The organism is Paenibacillus sp. PAMC 26794 (assembly GCF_000316035.1).
Classification (GTDB): domain Bacteria; phylum Bacillota; class Bacilli; order Paenibacillales; family Paenibacillaceae; genus Paenibacillus.
The window spans coordinates 1-18,872 of sequence record NZ_ANHX01000078.1; the positions used below are offsets into that span (position 1 = coordinate 1).

Below are 18,872 nucleotides of genomic sequence, written 5' to 3' on the forward strand. Positions count from 1 at the left end.
GCCTGGCTCGCCAGGGTCCAAGCCGCGCCAGGCGCGTGCGCCCAAGGCGAGCGGCGAAGACGCTGCCCGCGGTACATCCGGGCAGCGACCCGCGCATGCCAGCCGCAGTCACGGGGCTGGCACGGATGGCCGCCCCCGCCGCCAGACCCCGTCGGTCCCGGTGGCCATCGACCCGGAAGATCCGGCTTCGCTCCGGACCAACCGGCAAGGCATGGTACGGATGAGGGGCAAGACGGACAAGGGTAGACGTTGGCATCAAGAAGTGGACATGGAGCTTGCGGCCACGCTGGTCAAGGAAAAAGCAGCTGTGGTGGTCAATCGGTACACGATTCGCCGATTGTTCAGCAACAAGGATTTCAAGCGGTATATTTTGACCCGGGATCACTACACTTGTTACTTCTGTGGATCGTATGGAGATACGATTGACCATCTATTGCCGCGTGCCAAAGGTGGACATACCACCCCGCTCAACTGTGTCTGCGCCTGTAATCTGTGCAACCAGTCCAAAGCAGCGATGGATGCCGAAGAGTTCATGCGTTCCGGTATTCCCGAATGGAATGCTGCCCATCAGGCAGAATTGATTGAACTGGCCATGCAGGAAGCGCAACTGGAAGAAGGATAAATGCCCCCGAAGATGGAATTGGGGTTTTGATATAAAGAGCACACCAAGACCACAGAGGTCGAGGTGTGCTTTTTTGATTTAATTCTGATTTGGGTGGGAGGTGAGTTCGCTGTGCAATAATTTCTTCAAATTGACAACGGTGTTCATCGAAGATGTACGTTATACTGGGAGGGAGTTGCTAAAGAAGCTTCATCATCCATATGAATGATGAAATGTATAGTGAACATCAAACCTAAGAACTTAGACTGTATAGATTGGATGGATGCAGATGACCCCGGCAGCATTGGACATTATGTCATATATTACGGAAGAAAATATTCGTTTCTGGCTGGAGAAGTTTCGCTCCCTGGGCCCGTTACCGGGAATTTTGCTTACGTTTATGAAATCATTTGTACCGCCACTTCCAACGCTATTAATTGTAGGCGTGAACGGTGCGGTATACGGTCTGTGGGCAGGGTTTTTATATTCATGGATCGGTATGGTCCTCGGTTGTACCGTTACGTTCCTGATCGTACGTGAGATTGGGAAATCCGCTTTTGTAGAGCGATGGGCACGAAAACCTCGTGTGCAACTCAGCATGGTATGGATTCGAAGGAATGCATTCAGTTATGTTTTTCTGCTGAGTATCTTCCCGGTAGGTCCGTTCGTCATTATTAATGTGGCGGCAGGTATCGCACGAATGCGATTATTATCCTTCTTGCTTGCGGTGGGCTGTGGTAAAGCGATCATGATCTTCTCAGTTACGTATATCGGTTCCAATGTGGAACAATTTCTGGAGCACCCTGTACGCTGGGTAGGCGTATTACTGTTTATTGCGGTATCCCTGTGGGCAAGCCGCAAACTGGAGCGACACTTTACACGGTCATCGTCAGATGGTGAAGAGCTGAATAATCTGAATCAACCCTCTGGAAAATCGATTTCTTCATAAATATAAGAACTATCAGTGCGCAGAATTGATTCTGACAATATTGACGTTGGCAGGAAGGAGGACCCAGCATGAATGATAATATCTATGCATTCAGCCGAACGATAAATCGTATGAGTGAAGATGAACTTCGTTCAGTACTGCGTGTGCTCTATCTGAAATCAGCACAAGTGGTCAAGCGGCAGGAAGAGCAAGGCGAAAAGGTGGATTTTGCGGAAGTGGTACAGTCCCTGTTTCGGAATATGGATACCCCTTTTGATCTGGGGCGTCTAGAACAACAAGCTCTTGCCGAGGTCGACAAGCCAAATGAAATTCATATCACGTTTGGAGAATCACCTCTAGGTAGTCTGAAAATGGGGATGAGTACATTACCTGATCAGGAAAAACGGAGTTTTTTCTCTATGGATGATAATTATGCGGTAGGGCCGTTAGGTGATCTCACCCGGCGTGCAGACTTGCAACGTAGGCATCTCTGGCTGACCGAACGAATGTGTCTCAATGACCGTCAGGCATATGGCTTGCATGAACTGGAATCATTATTTGATCTCAAAGCCACAATACAGTCCTTTGATTCCAAGACGTCGATCATTATCTGGTATGCGAATAATGCACATGAGAATACAGGACTGCTCTATGCCATGCATTTATTACGGAGCAGCGAGAACCCCATATATCTTATCGAAACGAGTGGCTTATATCAGCAATTATTCAATAGACCTGACGTTCAATACGATGTGCTTCACACAGGCGAGATTCTTTCGGAAAAGCTTCTGGTGATGTGGCACGTTTGCTCTGAGCAAGAGCCATTGTCCAAGCAAGAACGCCTCCAGCTGGAACAGGATTGGCTGGAACTTTCGGTACAGCCTGGGCTATTACGTATGATGGAGAATGGCGTGATTCGGAGTCTGCCTGAAGATGCGTTGGACGAGTACATTATGCAGAAGGTAAGGGAACTGACACCGAACTGGGAGCAGGGCACGTATATCCGAGCAGCTCGTATTGTAGGTGAAGTGATTGGTACGAGCAGCCAGCATATAAGTGATGCGTTCGTGGAGTATCGTCTACGACAACTGGTGCTGCAAGGCCAACTTGAAATGGATGGAAAGCCACTTGCCATGAGGTATTACAGTGTTCGGCTTGCCGAGCGCTGAAAGGGACTAAGGCTGAAACGCACAGATAGAAAACAAGCGATGAGATCGCAAAGTCTGAAATAAGACGGAAGATATGAACAGTTCCTTGCGCATACAGGAATATAATCACGAAGTGTCTCCGATACCAGCTGTTCAGACTTAACACTTAAATAGACTGTACTCCGGCATAATTCTCCTACATGTCCGGGAAACAGTCTATTTGTTTCTCGTTAAGTACTGAACCAGCTTCGCTTGTGCATTGTCCAATAACATTCTTCTTTATGATCTTCATTTGTATTATGACTTCTTCCCATTCCAAATTTCCATGAGTGGCCCGTTCTGTCCATAGACCGGATCAGTCCGCGGAATCGGAACCTCTCGGATTTCCTGAAGAGTCTTGTGTCGCTCGCCTTCTTCACCTGTGTGTGTGTTGTAACTCATACCGCCCGGATAGGCACCGGCAATACGAAAATCAGTGCTGGACTCCAGACGTTTATGCCCTGTTCCAGCGGGAAGCACGACAACGTCGCCTGTTTGAAGGTAAACTTTCGGTCCATTTTCTCCGCCTAAAATCAGTTTCACGAATCCACTCACCACAGCAAGAGCCTCATGAGCATTACTATGATAATGATGATAATTGAACACACCATTCAACCAGCTATTTCCCCATCCATTACGGTTCAGCAACGATTCTGCGTGAAGGGCCTCTTCAGCCCATACGTTCTTATACAAAAGCACAGGCAGGGTCGGATGATTGGGAATTACACCGTCATCCTGAAGGAATAACGTCTCTATATTTTTTTTCCGTTCATTCATCTCATCTCACCTCTTCTATAACTTACCCGGGAACCACAAGTGTGAACAAAAATATGTAAAATGATAGAACATGTACCATCTTAAGGTCACAGTCGGCACGAAAAACTCTAAAACACGAGAAATGCAAATTATCGATATGGCAAGATACGTAGTTCCAGCAATTTAATATACACAAAAAAAGCCAGGGAAGGGTGTATTGAGTAACACCTTCCTTGGCTTTTTTGCGCCTCCGTCTCATCTTCGGATAGCTTCCGAACACGGACGGTTAGGCTATTTTTAAACGATCTATTGCACGAAATCTTCGTGCTTTCTGACTTTTGAATCAAAAGGCTCTAGTGATCTCTTTTAACGTCGGCAATTTTATCCTGTACAGCACCTTTGGCTTTGTCTTTTTTACCCTCAGCCTGAAGGGATCTGTTGTTGGTTGCATTACCGATCTGATCCTTCACTTCGCCTTTGGCCTTGTTTACGCCTGCTTTGATTTTATCGCTAGTTGAATTACTCATATCGAACATCTCCTTCGTTTCTGGTGTAGTCCTTATTAACCGGGATGTCCGCATTCTAAACGTTCATTATTTCATGGCGGTCAGAACTTTGTTCTGGATATTCTGTCAGAAATGATCTGTACGAAGAGTCAGTATAAGTATAGGCATTGCATAATCGCGTGCTTCATTAAAGGAATGAGAGGATGTTATGATATGAGCAATTATATTGGAAATGGTGCGTATTGTTACGCTAATTCAGCTTCAATGCTGCTGTCGTCCATTGGAGAAAAGGTTGACCCGAGTGTCCTTGAAGCTATAGGTGGCTTTTCCCTAGGAGCTTTCCGCACGCAGGAAGACCTTCTATTTTTTGATGACTGTACATCTAGTCCTGATCTGGCCATCAGCAAGGCGATGAGCATTCTGGGATTTAGTGTGCGCGAAAGTGTGCAAGCACGGGGTACAGAGATGCCTGTAGATGAGCTAAAGGAGGCTTTGAAGCAGGGCCCTGTGATGATGGGGCCGCTGGATATGGGCAAACTCGTCTACAATCCCAACTCTCCCAATCTGGGTGGTTGCGATCATTATGTAGTGGCGCTCAATATGAGGGGCGATGAAATATGCCTGCATGACCCGGCTGGCTTTCCGAATGTCTTCCTGACACTCGATAAACTTGAGGAAGCATGGAAGTCTGAATTCCCATGGAGTAGCGGTGTGTATCGACGATGGTGGAGTCCTGAACGCATTGAACATCCTGATCTGGAGGAGATTAACCGCCGGGCTTTTACTTGGTTCAAATCAACCCTTACAGAACAGACCCATGATATTGCTGCACAGGAAGGACGAACCGGAGCTTCAGCCATTCTGCATAAGGCGGAACAGGTTCGTGCTGGAGCAATCGATGGTAATGAGTGGGCTCATTATGTGTATTTTGCTCTGCCAGTAGGCGCGCGTCGTGCCCATGATTATGGTTTGTTTTTTAACACAATCCATCCTGACCTTTCTGCTTTGAAATATGCACAATCCCGCCAATTCGGGGAATGCCAATCCCGTCTTGTCTCTCGGAACTGGGAGGCTGCTGCGACAATCATGGTGGCACTCGCAGAGACGGAAGCCATGATCGAAGCTTCTATTTTGAAGATGGAGTAATGAAAGTGAAGCAACGTTATAAGAAAGGGAGATATACATGGATGGATTAACCAACAATCGCCATATCAGGCTAGGGGAAGATGAGACATTAGAGGATCGGCAAAAGGAGCCGGATATCGCGCTTATCCAGCGAGCCCAAACTGGGGATACAGAGGCCTTTGGAGAGTTGATTCACCGTTACCGTGGGCAATTGTTTCGTTATGTGCGAGCACTTACGTATGATTCTTATCTCGCAGAAGACATTTTACAGGATGGGCTTATTCGTGCGTTCATTCATATGGGACAGCTTCAGAATGCTGAGCGTTTTATGGCCTGGATGCAGCGCATTGTGCGTAATCAGGCGTACTCACATATGCAGCGCCAAGAGCAGCAGCGGGAACAACATTTTTCTTCGTTCTTTGCATTTGGATTTGGAGCCGATGATGCCTCATGGAGCGATCAAGACTCGCTCGACATGACGCTGAATCATCTTTTGAACGACACCAATCGGAGATCGCAGGAGACAGACTATGATCCGTATCAAGCTGTTGCTCAGCAGGAAATGAGGAACAATCTCCACAGGCTGTTGGGTTGTCTAAATGAAAGAGAACAACAGGTCTTCACATCATATTGGATGGAGCAGCTGTCACCGCAAGAAATGGCCTACAAATTCAACCTGACAAGTGCCAATGTGTATCAAATTCTGTCCCGTTCACGTAAAAAAGTGTCTCAGCTTCATATTCATTTATCTGTAGAAGAAATGCTGACAGAGTGGAATTCACTCGGGCAAAATCGAGTGACTCTGGAGGAACCCCTTTCGTTTCGGGCTCCCCAAACCTGGAACTCGGCAGCAGCATCCATTCACGAGATGTTAGGTTATATCGGTCCATCTCCGTCTCTCCCCATGATTATGGGGATGAGTGGACTTTCTTTTCGTTTGACCACCCTGCCTCAGGACATACATATCGCTGGACCCACCGCCTATAACTTCAAAGAGGTGCTTACAAGAGGATTGCAACATATGGGTTATCGTTCCCATGCGGTTGAGGCTTTGGCGAGCGAAGCGGGACTCAATGCCAATCTGGTCGATCCTTCGATGCTAGAGGAGAAAGCGAAGGGGAAAAGGTTGCTTAATCCAAGACTTGTTCAGGCACTCTCCCTGATACGTTACTCCATTCATCGGGGAATTCCGGCCGTCGTGTGGGACCTGAATATTCCCGAATTCGGGTTGATATATGGCTATGATGACGCAGCCCGGACCCTACACGGTACCGATTTCACTAAATCAGGAACAATTCCCTATGATCATGTAGGCCGGGGTGTGAATCAGGAAGTATTTGTACTGGCAGCCGAATCAGATGGCATGATACGAGAAATGAACTTGCGCGCGGCACTGACAGCTGTGTTGGCTCATTATCGTGGAGAGGACCCGTATACCTTGCCGAACACAGTCAGTGGTGTGGCTGCCTATGCAGTCTGGAGAGAAGCCCTAGAATATAGACGGGTAGAACCAAACGGTCACGCCTATAACATTGCGGTTTTGTGGGATGCAAGACGTTATGCAAGTGAGTTTTTCAAAGAACTTTCTCTAAAGTGGGCTTCGACTGCCTGCTATTCCAGCTTGATTCCATTCTGTCTTCAGGCAGAAGAGTTATATCGAAACATGTCCCAAAAGTTAAATACACTCGTGGCATTATTTCCTTTTCCAGATGGAGGACTTCCTAATGAGAAGCTTCATGCCGATCAGGCTATCTCGATACTTCTGGAAGTGGAGGAATTGGAGCGAGCCGCCGTCGTTGCAATAAAAGCATTGCTTGAAGAAATGGATCAGCATTCCCCAGAAATAGTTATGGTGTGACCTAATTGTAACGATCAGATCGGGCAAACAGTGAAAACATATATCAGGGAGGCAGGACGATCCGTCAGGCCTTCTTTCTGTCTTTTTTGCATTCGTGCTGCAAGAGGTTCATACTTGAAATAGAAAAGATGTCTCAATGATGGAATAAGGCTGAGCCCAACGCTGCATAATAACGACAGTGACCAATTTCGTTGCATGAAAATTGTGATATTGGAAAACAATTCCTGAAATTTTGGATAAACGAATCCTTCCTTGTGTACATATCGCACATCTGGTCATATGTGATCTTGTCTTAATACCACATGTGGTAGGAATACGGATCTTGGACAGGAGGATCGACGGCGTTAGCTTGCCTTCATGGGTTGACAAAAAAATCGATTTTGTTACAATGTTCACAATATCTTCACAAGTGTAAAAAATTTCTTTTTCATGTTCATGTGTAAGAGGTGTAATATAAGGGTATAGAGTTCGGTTTCGGCCTGCTTGTCGTTTTGTGCGTCAACACATGTTGTCCGCAATAGATCCAAGATACAATGCATGATATGGGAGTGGCCCTGAGCTACGCTCATCCTATTGTGTGAAATTTGGTACATTTAGATGTATTCGATGTATTTTGTGGTTCGGCTCTGCTTGACAGGCATCATGAAAGTCGCGGACTTCTATCCCAAAGTAAAGGAGGACTTTCTCTTATGTCACAATCGCCTACTCAACAAGAGGTGCCAGTTACAGAAGGTGCCAACGTTTCCGAGCGCCAGTCCTTGGACGTTCTGGATCAACTGATGAAGCCTGAGGTACAGGAGTCTTTAACCGTTCTGGTGGAGAACCTGCCTAAATTGGCTGAAATGGTTACTGCTATGACAAAAGCTTATGACTTTGCACAAAGTGTAGCAACAGACAAAGTTCTGATCAGCGACACAATGAGCGCAATGGGCGAGTTCGCTAAGCCTGTTGTAGACAAAGCTAAAGGTGTAGCTTCTGCTGCTATCGAAGCCAATGACCGTGCGCAAACAGAGCAAACTTCAGTTGGCTTGTTCGCTATGCTGAAAATGCTTAAAGATCCAAACGTACAACAATCGCTTCGTTTTGCTCAATCTTTCTTGAGCATCTTGAACGAGCGTCAACAACCGAAACGTTAAGACTTAGAAGAACGGAGGATGGATATGTCGAAGCAAATTTTGATCTTGGGTGGAGGATACGGCGGTCTGTTGACTGCATTGACTGCGCGTCAATACTTGTCTCCGGAAGAAGCGACAATTACTGTCGTGAACCGTTACCCTACACACCAAATTATCACGGAACTGCACCGTCTTGCAGCGGGAAGCATTGCTGAACAAGCAGTTGCTCTTCCACTCGAAAAATTGCTGCGTGGCAAAAACGTGAACTTGAAAATCGATACGGTGGATACAATCAAGCCGGACGAGAAAAAAGTTCTGATGACCAGCGGCTCCACATACTCTTACGATGCACTTGTCGTTGCCTTGGGCAGCGAAACGGCATTCTTCGGAATTCCGGGATTGCAAGAGTACAGCTTCACGCTCAAATCGGTTAGCGATGCAAACCGTATTCGTGCACACGTTGAAGCGCGTCTTGATGCTTACAAACAGTCCGGCAACAAAGCAGACGCTACGTTTGTTATTGGTGGCGGCGGCTTGACTGGTATTGAGCTTGTTGGCGAATTCGCTGACCTGCTTCCTGCAGTATGTCAAGAAAAAGGGATCGATTTCAAAGAAGTATCCCTGCACACGGTTGAGGCAGGTCCTTCCATCCTGGCAGGATTCCCGCCAGAGCTGGTTGAGCGTGCTAAATCAAGTCTTGAGAAACGTGGCGTTAACTTCATCGTTGGCGTAGCGATTACTGAGATGAAAGAAAACGAAGTTCTGCTGAAAGACGGCAGCTCCATCCCTACGAGCACGCTCGTATGGACAGGTGGCGTACAAGGCAACGCGGTTGTTGCTAACAGCGGAATTGAAGTGGATCGTGGCCGTGCGAAAGTTACGGAAGTTCTGCAATCTACTTCTCACAAAGACGTGTTTGTTGCTGGTGACAGCGCAGTGGTCTTCCCTAGCGAAGGCGCTCGCCCGTACCCTCCAACAGCACAATTGGCTTGGCAAATGGGTGAAACCATCGGTCACAACTTGGGCGTAATGTTCAAAGGTGGCGCAATGGAATCCTTCACACCAGTATTCTCCGGTACGCTGGGAAGTCTGGGTCGTAAAGATGCTGTCGGCATGATCGGTGGCAACCAGACTCGTCTGAAAGGTCTGCCTGCAACCATGATGAAAGAAGCAAGTAACATCCGTTACCTGGCTCATATTCACGGTTTGTTCGCACTGGCTTATTAATCTTAATGCCATTCAAGGGCGCCCTTTTGGGCGTCTTTTTTGGTTGTAACTTTTATAGAGAATTGCAGATATCCAGATGTAAATGGGCGCGGCAGAAGTGGTCGATGTGAGGTGGCGTATAAACCACCTAGGGTATATGGCATATTAATGGGACAACGGAAGACTTCACATTTCATAGATGTACTGAACGGGCATGGACATGAAGCCGGCGCTTAGAAGCGCCGGCTTTCGTTTAAATTATAGGATGAGCATCTTTAAATAAAAGGAACGGGGAGCCGCAACAAACGGTCCGTTCAACTGAGAGGAGAAATGACGTATGAACGTTTTAGTTATAGGAGCAAATGGACAAATCGGTAAGTTTGTGGTGGAGCAGCTGGTACAGGAAGGCAAACATAAAGTAACGGCCATGATCCGCAAACCGGAGCAGGCGGACGCACTGAAGGAACTCGGTGCCGATGTAGTGATCGGTGATCTGGAGGGTAGTGTTCAGGACTTGGCTGAGGCAATGAAGGATCATAATGCCATTGTGTTTACGGCGGGTTCTGGCGGATCTACCGGTCAGGACAAAACACTGCTTATTGATCTCGACGGTGCGGTCAAGACGATGGAAGCCGCAGAGCAGCAAGGAATCTCCAGATATATTCTGGTCAGTGCGTATGGAGCAGATCAACGAGAGAAATGGTCAGAGTCCATTAAGCCTTATTACGTGGCGAAACATTATGCGGATCGTGCGTTGTTTGCAAGTGATCTGAATTACACGATTATACGTCCAGGTGGTCTCAAGAATGAACCGGGCACAGGCAAGATTGCAGTTGGAACCGATCTGGAGCCAGGAAGCATCCCACGTGAAGATGTAGCTCGTGTCATCGTGGCTTCTTTGCAGGAAGAGAAGACTTACCGAATGGCCTTTGATCTGATTGCCGGGGAGCATCCGGTTGAAGATGCCTTGGGCAAATTGTAGATGTTATTGTAAGATAACGGGAGAATGAAATGATGGGGATGAGGGGGAGCGCTGCATGAACGAAGCCGTGCTGGTCATAGAGGATGAGCCCAAAATAGCACGTCTGCTGGAACTGGAGCTACAGTATGAGGGATATCAGGTAGGCAAGGCTGGTAGTGGAACAGAAGGACTGGAGAAGTATGCAGAAGGACAGTGGGATCTGATTCTGCTGGATGTAATGTTGCCTGGTCTGAGTGGAATTGAAGTGTTGCGGCGAGTTCGGGCCAAAGATGCTACAGTACCGATCATTATGCTCACTGCCAAAGATTCTGTAGAAGACAAAGTATCCGGCCTGGATCTCGGAGCCAATGACTACATCACTAAGCCGTTCCAGATTGAAGAGCTGCTTGCCCGAGTTCGGGCTGCATTGCGGCTTAGTGCAGTGGCGTCTGTTGTTTCTTCCGCTTCTTCGTCTACACCTGCTGACACGGGGAATAACTCTTCTGGGCATCAGGATGAAGCTGAGGCGGGCTGGTTGACGGCTGCCGGGTTGAAACTAAATGAAGGAACGCGAGAGGTATCCCGAGATGGTGTGGCCATTGAGCTTACTCCACGTGAGTTCGACCTGCTCGTGTATCTGCTGCAGAATCAACGTCAGGTGCTCAGTCGTGACCAGATTGTGCAGGCCGTGTGGGGATACGATTATTATGGAGATACCAATGTGGTGGATGTGTACATCCGTTATGTGCGCAAAAAGGTGGATAACGGATTCACACCGCCCTTAATACATACCGTACGGGGCGTTGGATACGTCCTGAAGGAACAGTTATGAGCCTGCGCAGTAAAATCTACGGATATTCGTCTGTATTATTTGCTGTGCTGTTAATCGCGGTGAACCTGTCGGTCTACATCGTGTTTGAGCGGATGTCGATTGATAACGAGGTTAATCGGGTGGAAGCGGAAGCAGAGTCTATTGTCAAAGGAGTGCGTCAGTCTGCCGGCTCCATTCCGCCGGATGACTTGTTGCGGGCCTACGCGCCTGTGAACGGCATGCTTCGGATTGTTAATGAAGACGGCACCAGTTCCCCGGTGACGACAACAGCAGCTTCCGAGCAGTTGAGCAAGCTGCCTTATAAGTACGAAAGTGAGAAGAAATCGGAGTATACCCAAGTTGAGCAGATTGGTTATGTGTGGGTATCAGTCCCGGTCATCTGGCCTGATGGCGAGGTGGTGAATGTACAGGTCACCGAGAGCATTGCAGAGACGGAGAATCGTCTGTCTGTACTGCGAACTGTGCTTGTGGCGGTCACGATTGTTGCTCTCATTCCAGCCATTATCTCCAGCCGAATTCTGGCGAACCGGATGACCAGACCGATTCAGCAGATGACACGTACGATGACTGACATCCAGTCCAGCGGCCAATTCAAGCGTCTTCCACTGGAGGAAGGATCGAAGGATGAACTGAAAACGATGGGACAGACGTTCAACCGGATGATGGATCTGCTCGAATCCAACTTTGAACGACAGGAGCGATTTGTATCGGATGCATCTCATGAGCTCAAAACACCGCTGACCATTATTGAGAGTTATGCCAGTCTGCTACAGCGGCGAGGAAAAGAGCGGCCCGAGGTATTTGATGAAGCGGTGGAGGCTATTCTGTCCGAATCGGTTCGTATGCGAGAGATGACCGAGCAACTGTTACTGCTCGCGAAGCAGCCAGAGCAGTGGAATGTACAGTTGGAGCGTGTGGATATCACAAGACTGGCTACAGACTCCACACGTGCGTTTCGCGAAGCCTATCACCGTGAAGTCCGGTGTGTAGATCCAGGTCCAATCTGGGCGATCAGCGATGAGAGCAAGCTGAAGCAGCTGTTGTTTATTTTGCTGGATAATGCCCGGAAGTATAGTGAAGATGCAATTGAAGTCAGGCTGGAAGCCAAGGGGCAAGAGTGCCGAATTCGGATCGTGGATACCGGGATTGGTATGCGGGAGGAAGAGCTGGAGAAGGTATTTGACCGATTCTACAGGGTTGATCCGGCCAGGACACGCAGCTTAGGCGCAAGCGGTTCGGGTCTGGGATTGTCACTTGCCAAAGAGCTTGCAGGAGCAGTGGGAGCACGGATCGAACTGACCAGCACCGAGGGTGAAGGCACCGAGGCTTCGATTATTTTGCCTTTATCCGTTCAGAACGGACCGCTCTCATGAAATTCTCATTCTTCTCTTATATACTGATAAGCATCAGATCAACTGGGGATGATAAGAGAGTGCATAGGGGGAAACGTGATGACAGAGCATGAGCAGCGACCACCGGAGATGAAACGGCATGAACAGACGAACAGTGGATGGGCGAAATCGCGAAAATCACTCTGGTGGGGTTCAGGGCTTCTCGTTGTGCTAATTGTGGCAGCTGTTGTGTGGTGGAAGCCGTGGCAATCGACTGGTGCGGTACTTACTGCAGATGCGGCAGCCCAATCTATACTGGATCAATATCCGGGTGAGATTGTGAATTCCACGTTGAAGGACGGGACGTACATCATGCAGCTCCGCTCGGAGACCGGACTATATGACGTGCAGGTGGATGCCGTGACGGCTACCGTCAATTCCATCAAACGGCTGGAGTCGAACCCGCAAGCGGAAGAGAAGACGTTATGGAGCCGCGAGCAGATCAAGACGGCGTTGTTAAAACAACAAACAGATAACCAATTGGTCTCGCTTGAACTTGTGGAGCAGCAAGGCAGTCCGGTATACACCGCGGTAGTGAAGGCAAAGGATAACAGCCGTCAAGAACTCACGATTGATCCATATACGGGAGAGACGATAGCTTCCAAAACAATAGCAGCCCCGACAACTGAACCAACCAAGAATGATCCCAAACCTCAGTTTCTAAGCGAGAAACAAGCCAAGCAGAAGGCACTTGCGGAGATCCCGGGGGAAGTAGATGACATCGAACTGCGTGGAACCAACAGCGGGAATCCATATTATCTGGTTGAAATTGATCTGGAGGATGGCCGGGAAGCCATTGTGCAGGTGAATGCCATCTCGGGAGCGATTCGTTCGGTGACTTGGGATGAGGACGATGATTAACATGTTGCAAGGAACACATTAAATATAGTGTTAAATTGCTTTAGAGAGATGATTCCTAATTTAGGGGTCATCTTTTTCATTTCTTTTAGATTACATACATAATGAACACTCATTAAATGAGCATTCTCTTCATTTTCTCATCAAATTCTAATCTAACTCTCGCTGATCTCTCATTCCTGCAGGTTATTCTATAAATGTAGACGAGAACGAAAACAACAACAACGAGGAGATGGATGATGATGATGAACAAACATAAACTTTGGATTGGTAGCTTGTCAGCAGCAGTATTACTTGGTGGATCAGCCGTAGCGGCTAGCGGGAATGTGAACGGACAATCGGTGCAAACTACACCAACGTCAACAACACAATCTGCAACACAGAATCAGAACAGCACAGGTAAAATGCTGAATGCATCACAAGCGAAAGCGTTGGCGTTAAAAGCAGCTGATGGTAAAGTGGATGACGTGGATCTGGAGCGTAGAAACGGCCAAACGTTCTATGAAGTTGAGATCGACAGAAAAGGAACCCATGATGTTGTTGTTCGTCTGGATGCTTATACAGGCAAAATTCTTGCGGTCGTGGATGATGAAGACTACGATGATGACGATGATTATAAAGGTACTGTAACAGGCAACACATCTAACACCTCTGCTTCCAAGGAGGTCAAATTGACGGCATCCCAAGCTTCAAACATTGCGTTGAAACAAGTGACGGGTGGTAAAGTAACCAAAGTCGAGCTGGATCATGATGATGGTCGCTATGTGTATGAGATCGAGCTGAGAACCGCTCAAGGTGAAGCAGATGTAGATATCGATGCCAACACAGGTAAAGTGTTATCGTTCGACCAGGATTTTGACGACCAAGATTAAGCAATAAGGGCGAGTATATGCCGATAAAACATCATATAAAAACCTGCCTATGAACAGCCGCACACAGCTAGGGATCGTTACATCATGGAGGGGCAGGGCAGGTATAGCAGAGGACGCTTCGGGGGAAGCGTCTTTTTGCTGTTTATGGAGAGAGCGGAGTATGAAATTGTACATCTTCCGCCGGATTGTTCACTATTCGAGCAGGAACGTGGCGGATACAATCGGAATCAGGGAGGTGAACGCCCAGCCAGTAATACCAGGAATTCTATTGCTGAAATGCATCATCGATCGGAGGCAGATAAGACATATCGATTTTATTTTATGTAAGCGCTTCATAAAAAACATGGAGGTGCATTACGATATGGCTATGAACGATGGATGGTTGAAAAAGAATACACATTCACATCGCTTTACCCGCCGCTTAAGTTATCTGCTTGCTTTGGTTTTGGCGCTGCAATCAATAGGTATGCTGCTCGCACCCGGACCGAATGCTTCAGCTGCTCCGCTCAGTGTAACGAACGGGGTACAGTTCAAGGATACCAATGGCAATGTCGTTCATGCTCATGGGGGCGGGATGATCAAGGCAAATGGGTATTATTACTGGTTTGGGGAGAACCGTAATACGAATGGAACGTTCAAGGCCGTATCCGTGTATCGTTCATCGGATCTGAAGAACTGGGAGTATCGCAATGATGTCCTCACCAGCAGCTCGGCAGCCGAGCTAAATATCTCCAACATTGAACGCCCGAAAGTCATCTATAACAGTGCGACAGGCAAATATGTGCTGTGGATGCATAAAGAGAATGGTCTGGATTATGGCGAGGCCCGAGTGGCTGTAGCTACTTCGAATACGGTTGATGGCAATTACACGTATGTGGGCAGTTATCGTCCACTTGGGTATGATTCCAGAGATATGACGGTATACAACGATAACGGAACCGCTTATCTGATCTCCGCGACCCGAGTGAATGCAGATCTGAATATATATAAGCTGACCCCGGATTTCCTGGGTGTAGAATCGCTTGTCACAACACTGTGGCCCGGACAATATCGTGAAGCACCTGCTCTATTCAAAAAAGACGGCGTCTACTTCCTGATCACCTCGGGTGCCACCGGCTGGAATCCGAATCAGGCCAAATATGCGACCGCCTCCAGCATTACAGGCACATGGAGCGGTCTCAGCAACTTCGGAGACAGCACAACGTATGGTTCTCAATCTACCTATGTTGTTCCAGTAGAAGGTTCGCAGACTACCTCCTATCTCTACATGGGTGATCGCTGGGCTGGTGCATGGAGCGGACCTGTGCAGGATTCCAAGTATGTCTGGCTGCCACTTTCATTCCCAAGTGCAACCAGTCTGGCGATGAACTGGGCCAGCAGTATTACGATTGATACAGCAACAGGGACCGTGACCGGTGTGAATACACCGGATGTATGGGACCCGAATGCTTCATATCAGCTGATCAGTCGTAAAAGTAACAAGTTGCTGAATGTCATTGGGGGTTCTTCCGCCAACGGTGCGGATCTGGAGCAGCGAGCAGATGGGGGAACAACCAGTCAACAGTGGCAGATTACCGATGCGGGCGGCGGTTATGTCAAAATCATCAACCGTTCCAGTGGCAAGCTGATCGGTGTGGAGAATGGTGCCACGACCGATGGGGCTGTCATTGAACAGTGGAATGATGGTGGTTGGGCCAGCCAGCAGTGGCAGCTCGTCAGTGTAGGCGGTGGGTATTATAAACTGAAGAACCGCAGTACAGGCAAGGTCTTGGACATCTCCGGTCAATCCTTGGTAGATGGGGCTGCGGCCATCCAGTGGACGGATAATGGGGGTACGAATCAGCATTTTCAGATTGTTAAGGTGCAGTAAGACTTTTTAGATATTAGAAAATAAGGTTCAGCATAAAGTGGAAGCCCTTGTCTCCTACCATAAGGTGGGACAGGGGCTTTGTGATGTGTTCACGCTTGTTACGTGATGCTTTTACTCGAAGGGGATATCCAGCTGATGTCTGATATCGTGACCTATTTCCGATCATTACCATCCCAATCTGTGGTAAACTAGTATAATTGTAGAAAAAGATAGAGACAGGAGCTGGATAACGAAGTGAGTGAACAACAAGTGCTATCAATTGAAAGCTTGCGTATGAGATACAACGGACGTTATGTGCTGAACGGCATCGATCTGGAAGTAAATCGCGGTGAGATGATTGGATATATTGGTCCGAACGGGGCTGGCAAAAGTACGACGGTTAAGATTTTACTCGGGCTGGTTGAAGGATATGTAGGCACGGTGCGAATCTTTGGTAAAGATATTGCGGATGGCGATGTAGAGTATAAACGCAGAATCGGCTATGTTCCGGAGGTGGCGGAATTGTACGAACAATTAACGCCTGCGGAGTATCTGACTTTTACGGGAGAGTTATACGGTATGTCCTATGAGGATGCGGATTACAAAGCCAAGCTATTGATGGATTGTTTTGGAATGGAAAAATCATATCATTCCCGCATTGCATCCTTTTCCAAAGGTATGCGTCAGAAAGTGCTGTTGATCTCTGCGCTGCTGCATGACCCGGATCTGTTGTTCCTGGATGAACCACTCAGCGGACTGGACGCTAATAGTGTGATGGTGGTCAAAGAGATTTTGTCACAATTGTCGGCCAAAGGCACAACCATCTTCTATTCTTCACACATCATGGATGTGGTGGAGAAGATCAGCAGTCGAATTGTACTGATCGCTGAAGGACGCGTGGTAGCAGACGGAACGTTCAAGCAGCTCCAACAGCAATCCATGGAAGGTTCAGTGTCATTGGAGGAAGTCTTCAATCAATTGACAGGCTTCCATGAGCACAAAGCCATTGCGGAGCGATTTGTATCGATTGTGCAGGAGGTGTACTGATATGGAGGAATCCTCCGACTTCCGCACACTCAAGATTCTGGATCGCTTTCGTCCGATCATCGCCAGAACGGGGGCAGATTATGATGTGCTGCGCCTGATCTTGCGAGTGAAATTCCAGATGGATCAACGCAGAGTACCTACTATTTTATCCAACAATTCAGGGAAAAAGGAGCGCAAGGAAGGTAATCAGTTTCTTCGTTCCCTGTGGTTGTATGGATTAATGGGGCTGATGATGGTTCCTTTCATCGTCTGGGATACGGGGCATTTCATGCTTCAGATGGGACTTGTGTTTGGCATCTTAATGTTTATGATCATGACGTCCATGATCTCGGATTTTTCCTCTGTGCTGCTGGACATCCGGGATCGCAATATCATTATGACCAAGCCCGTTAATGGACGAACGGTGGGTATGGCCCGAGCCATCCATGCGGGCGTATATCTGCTATTGCTGACGGGTTCATTAACCGGTATACCGCTAATTGCCGCGTTAGTGACGCATGGGATCGGATTCTTTCTGATCTTCCTCGTTGATTTAATTTTGATCAATATGCTGATTCTGGTGACAACGTCCCTGATCTATCTGTTCATGATGAAGTTTCTGGATGGTGAGAAGCTGAAGGATATGATCAATATGGTGCAGATTCTGCTTTCGGTGGGGATTGCGATCGGTTATCAGCTGGTCATCCGTTCGTTCAGCATTATTGATTTTGGTATGGTATTTACCCCGGCTTGGTGGCAGTTGCTGTTACCTCCGTTATGGTATGCGGCCGCCTATGAATGGTTATTTGCAGGGGGCGGGAATGTGTGGATCTATACGTTCACAGCACTGGCAGTCTTGGTTCCTGTGGTGAGTATGATCGTATATGTGAAGCTTATGCCTTCCTTTGAATTGTATTTGGAGAAAATGGCACATTCGGGTCAGTCCTCTGGACGCAGACGTGGAAGATGGGATCGGTTGATCTCCAAGGTGGTCAGTCGTTCCAGAGAGGAGCAGGCTTGCTTCCGTCTGTCAGCCAGCATGATGCGTAATGAAAGGGAATTCAAGCTGAAGGTGTATCCATCGCTTGGTTTATCATTTGTTTTACCTTATGTATTTTGGTTTACCGAATTGCAATCCTCCACCTGGGTGGAGTTTAGGCAAAGTTCGTTTGTATACACCTTTTACATCGTGCTTATGCTGGTTGTAACGGTTGTGGTCATGCTGAAATTTTCGGGACAATACAAGGCATTCTGGACCTTTCGTGCTGCACCGATGGCCAATGATAGCGCGTTATATAAAGGCGCTCTGAAGGCGTTCTTGTGCAACATGTTCCTGCCTATATTTCTGGCAAATGCCATTTTGTTCACCTGGACATTTGGATTACGGATACTGCCGGATATTGCGATAATTATGCTTACAGCTACTGCGCTTGTCCCACTGGCAGGCAAATTGTTGCTGCGTAAGCCGCCGTTCTCCCAATCCTTCAGTATGGCGCAACAAAGTGATGGCTGGTATGTATTCGCCGCCCTCCCTGTGCTCGCTATGTTATGGGGAGTCCATGTCTTTTTCCGTTCAGTGTCGGGGGGGATCTGGATCTACGGTGCAATTCTGATTGTGGCAAATGTGTTGCTGTGGACGCTGTTGTATCGAGAGAAGAAGACGTCGAAGAAGAGGTCGGTGGCAGTTTGAGAAGTTGCAGTAGTAGTGAAGAATAAAAGAGTAAAAGAAGGACTGAAGTAAAGTAGTAAAAGAAGGAAAGAAAAAGAGGGTGGATTACGTTGAGAGGGACGGTTTACAAGA

17 protein-coding genes are annotated in these 18,872 nt (G+C 47.8%); 15 read left to right on the forward strand and 2 right to left on the reverse strand.

Annotation, left to right across the window (positions count from 1 at the left end; all coding sequences use genetic code 11):
* From D829_RS32665 to D829_RS0125015, 3 genes are all read left to right on the forward strand, one after another.
* A partial coding sequence (locus D829_RS32665; RefSeq protein WP_017691651.1) for an HNH endonuclease occupies window positions 1-622 on the forward strand: 622 nt, incomplete at its 5' end.
* 262 nt (window positions 623-884) lie between these two features.
* Window positions 885-1,550, forward strand: coding sequence for a TVP38/TMEM64 family protein (locus tag D829_RS0125010; RefSeq protein ID WP_026081403.1), 666 nt, complete (start codon window positions 885-887; stop codon window positions 1,548-1,550).
* Between the two features lie 68 nt (window positions 1,551-1,618).
* Window positions 1,619-2,698 (forward strand): DUF1835 domain-containing protein, encoded by a 1,080-nt coding sequence (locus D829_RS0125015; RefSeq protein ID WP_017691653.1) that lies wholly within the window; start codon window positions 1,619-1,621, stop codon window positions 2,696-2,698.
* Between the two features lie 276 nt (window positions 2,699-2,974).
* Here D829_RS0125015 and D829_RS0125020 read toward each other — a convergent pair whose 3' ends face one another.
* Window positions 2,975-3,493, reverse strand: coding sequence for a cupin domain-containing protein (locus D829_RS0125020; RefSeq protein ID WP_017691654.1), 519 nt, complete (start codon window positions 3,491-3,493; stop codon window positions 2,975-2,977).
* A 332-nt stretch (window positions 3,494-3,825) separates the two neighbouring features.
* The gene (locus D829_RS33110) at window positions 3,826-3,999 is read right to left on the reverse strand and encodes a CsbD family protein (protein WP_017691655.1); all 174 of its coding nucleotides are present in this window, start codon (window positions 3,997-3,999) and stop codon (window positions 3,826-3,828) included.
* A 192-nt stretch (window positions 4,000-4,191) separates the two neighbouring features.
* Between D829_RS33110 and D829_RS31870 the strand changes: the two genes are divergently transcribed.
* The 12 genes from D829_RS31870 (at window position 4,192) to D829_RS0125090 (ending at window position 18,761) form a co-directional block, all read left to right on the forward strand.
* Window positions 4,192-5,124 (forward strand): hypothetical protein, encoded by a 933-nt coding sequence (locus D829_RS31870; RefSeq protein WP_017691656.1) that lies wholly within the window; start codon window positions 4,192-4,194, stop codon window positions 5,122-5,124.
* A gap of 37 nt (window positions 5,125-5,161) precedes the next feature.
* The gene (locus D829_RS0125035) at window positions 5,162-6,961 is read left to right on the forward strand and encodes a sigma-70 family RNA polymerase sigma factor (protein WP_017691657.1); all 1,800 of its coding nucleotides are present in this window, start codon (window positions 5,162-5,164) and stop codon (window positions 6,959-6,961) included.
* A gap of 689 nt (window positions 6,962-7,650) precedes the next feature.
* Complete coding sequence (locus D829_RS0125040) at window positions 7,651-8,097, forward strand: DUF1641 domain-containing protein (RefSeq protein WP_017691658.1); 447 nt, start codon at window positions 7,651-7,653, stop codon at window positions 8,095-8,097.
* A 24-nt stretch (window positions 8,098-8,121) separates the two neighbouring features.
* Entirely contained in the window at window positions 8,122-9,303 is a 1,182-nt protein-coding gene (locus D829_RS0125045) for an NAD(P)/FAD-dependent oxidoreductase (protein WP_017691659.1), read from the forward strand.
* A 316-nt stretch (window positions 9,304-9,619) separates the two neighbouring features.
* Window positions 9,620-10,264 carry an SDR family oxidoreductase gene (locus D829_RS0125050; protein ID WP_017691660.1) on the forward strand — a complete coding sequence of 215 codons (645 nt, stop codon included), beginning with the start codon at window positions 9,620-9,622 and terminating at the stop codon, window positions 10,262-10,264.
* A gap of 55 nt (window positions 10,265-10,319) precedes the next feature.
* On the forward strand, window positions 10,320-11,075 hold the full coding sequence (locus D829_RS0125055; protein ID WP_017691661.1) for a response regulator transcription factor: 756 nt from the start codon (window positions 10,320-10,322) through the stop codon (window positions 11,073-11,075).
* Window positions 11,072-12,448 carry an ATP-binding protein gene (locus tag D829_RS0125060; protein ID WP_017691662.1) on the forward strand — a complete coding sequence of 459 codons (1,377 nt, stop codon included), beginning with the start codon at window positions 11,072-11,074 and terminating at the stop codon, window positions 12,446-12,448. Before D829_RS0125055 ends, D829_RS0125060 begins: the two co-directional genes overlap by 4 nt.
* 78 nt (window positions 12,449-12,526) lie before the next feature.
* Window positions 12,527-13,327 carry a PepSY domain-containing protein gene (locus D829_RS0125065; RefSeq protein WP_017691663.1) on the forward strand — a complete coding sequence of 267 codons (801 nt, stop codon included), beginning with the start codon at window positions 12,527-12,529 and terminating at the stop codon, window positions 13,325-13,327.
* A gap of 239 nt (window positions 13,328-13,566) precedes the next feature.
* A complete protein-coding gene (locus D829_RS31875) occupies window positions 13,567-14,196 on the forward strand; it encodes a PepSY domain-containing protein (RefSeq protein ID WP_036662257.1) in 630 nt (209 codons plus the stop codon).
* 361 nt (window positions 14,197-14,557) lie between these two features.
* A complete protein-coding gene (locus D829_RS0125080; RefSeq protein ID WP_017691666.1) occupies window positions 14,558-16,066 on the forward strand; it encodes an RICIN domain-containing protein in 1,509 nt (502 codons plus the stop codon).
* Window positions 16,067-16,300: 234 nt separating this feature from the next.
* Complete coding sequence (locus D829_RS0125085; RefSeq protein ID WP_017691667.1) at window positions 16,301-17,092, forward strand: ABC transporter ATP-binding protein; 792 nt, start codon at window positions 16,301-16,303, stop codon at window positions 17,090-17,092.
* Window position 17,093: 1 nt separating this feature from the next.
* Entirely contained in the window at window positions 17,094-18,761 is a 1,668-nt protein-coding gene (locus D829_RS0125090; protein ID WP_017691668.1) for a hypothetical protein, read from the forward strand.
* The last annotated feature ends 111 nt before the right edge of the window (window positions 18,762-18,872 follow it).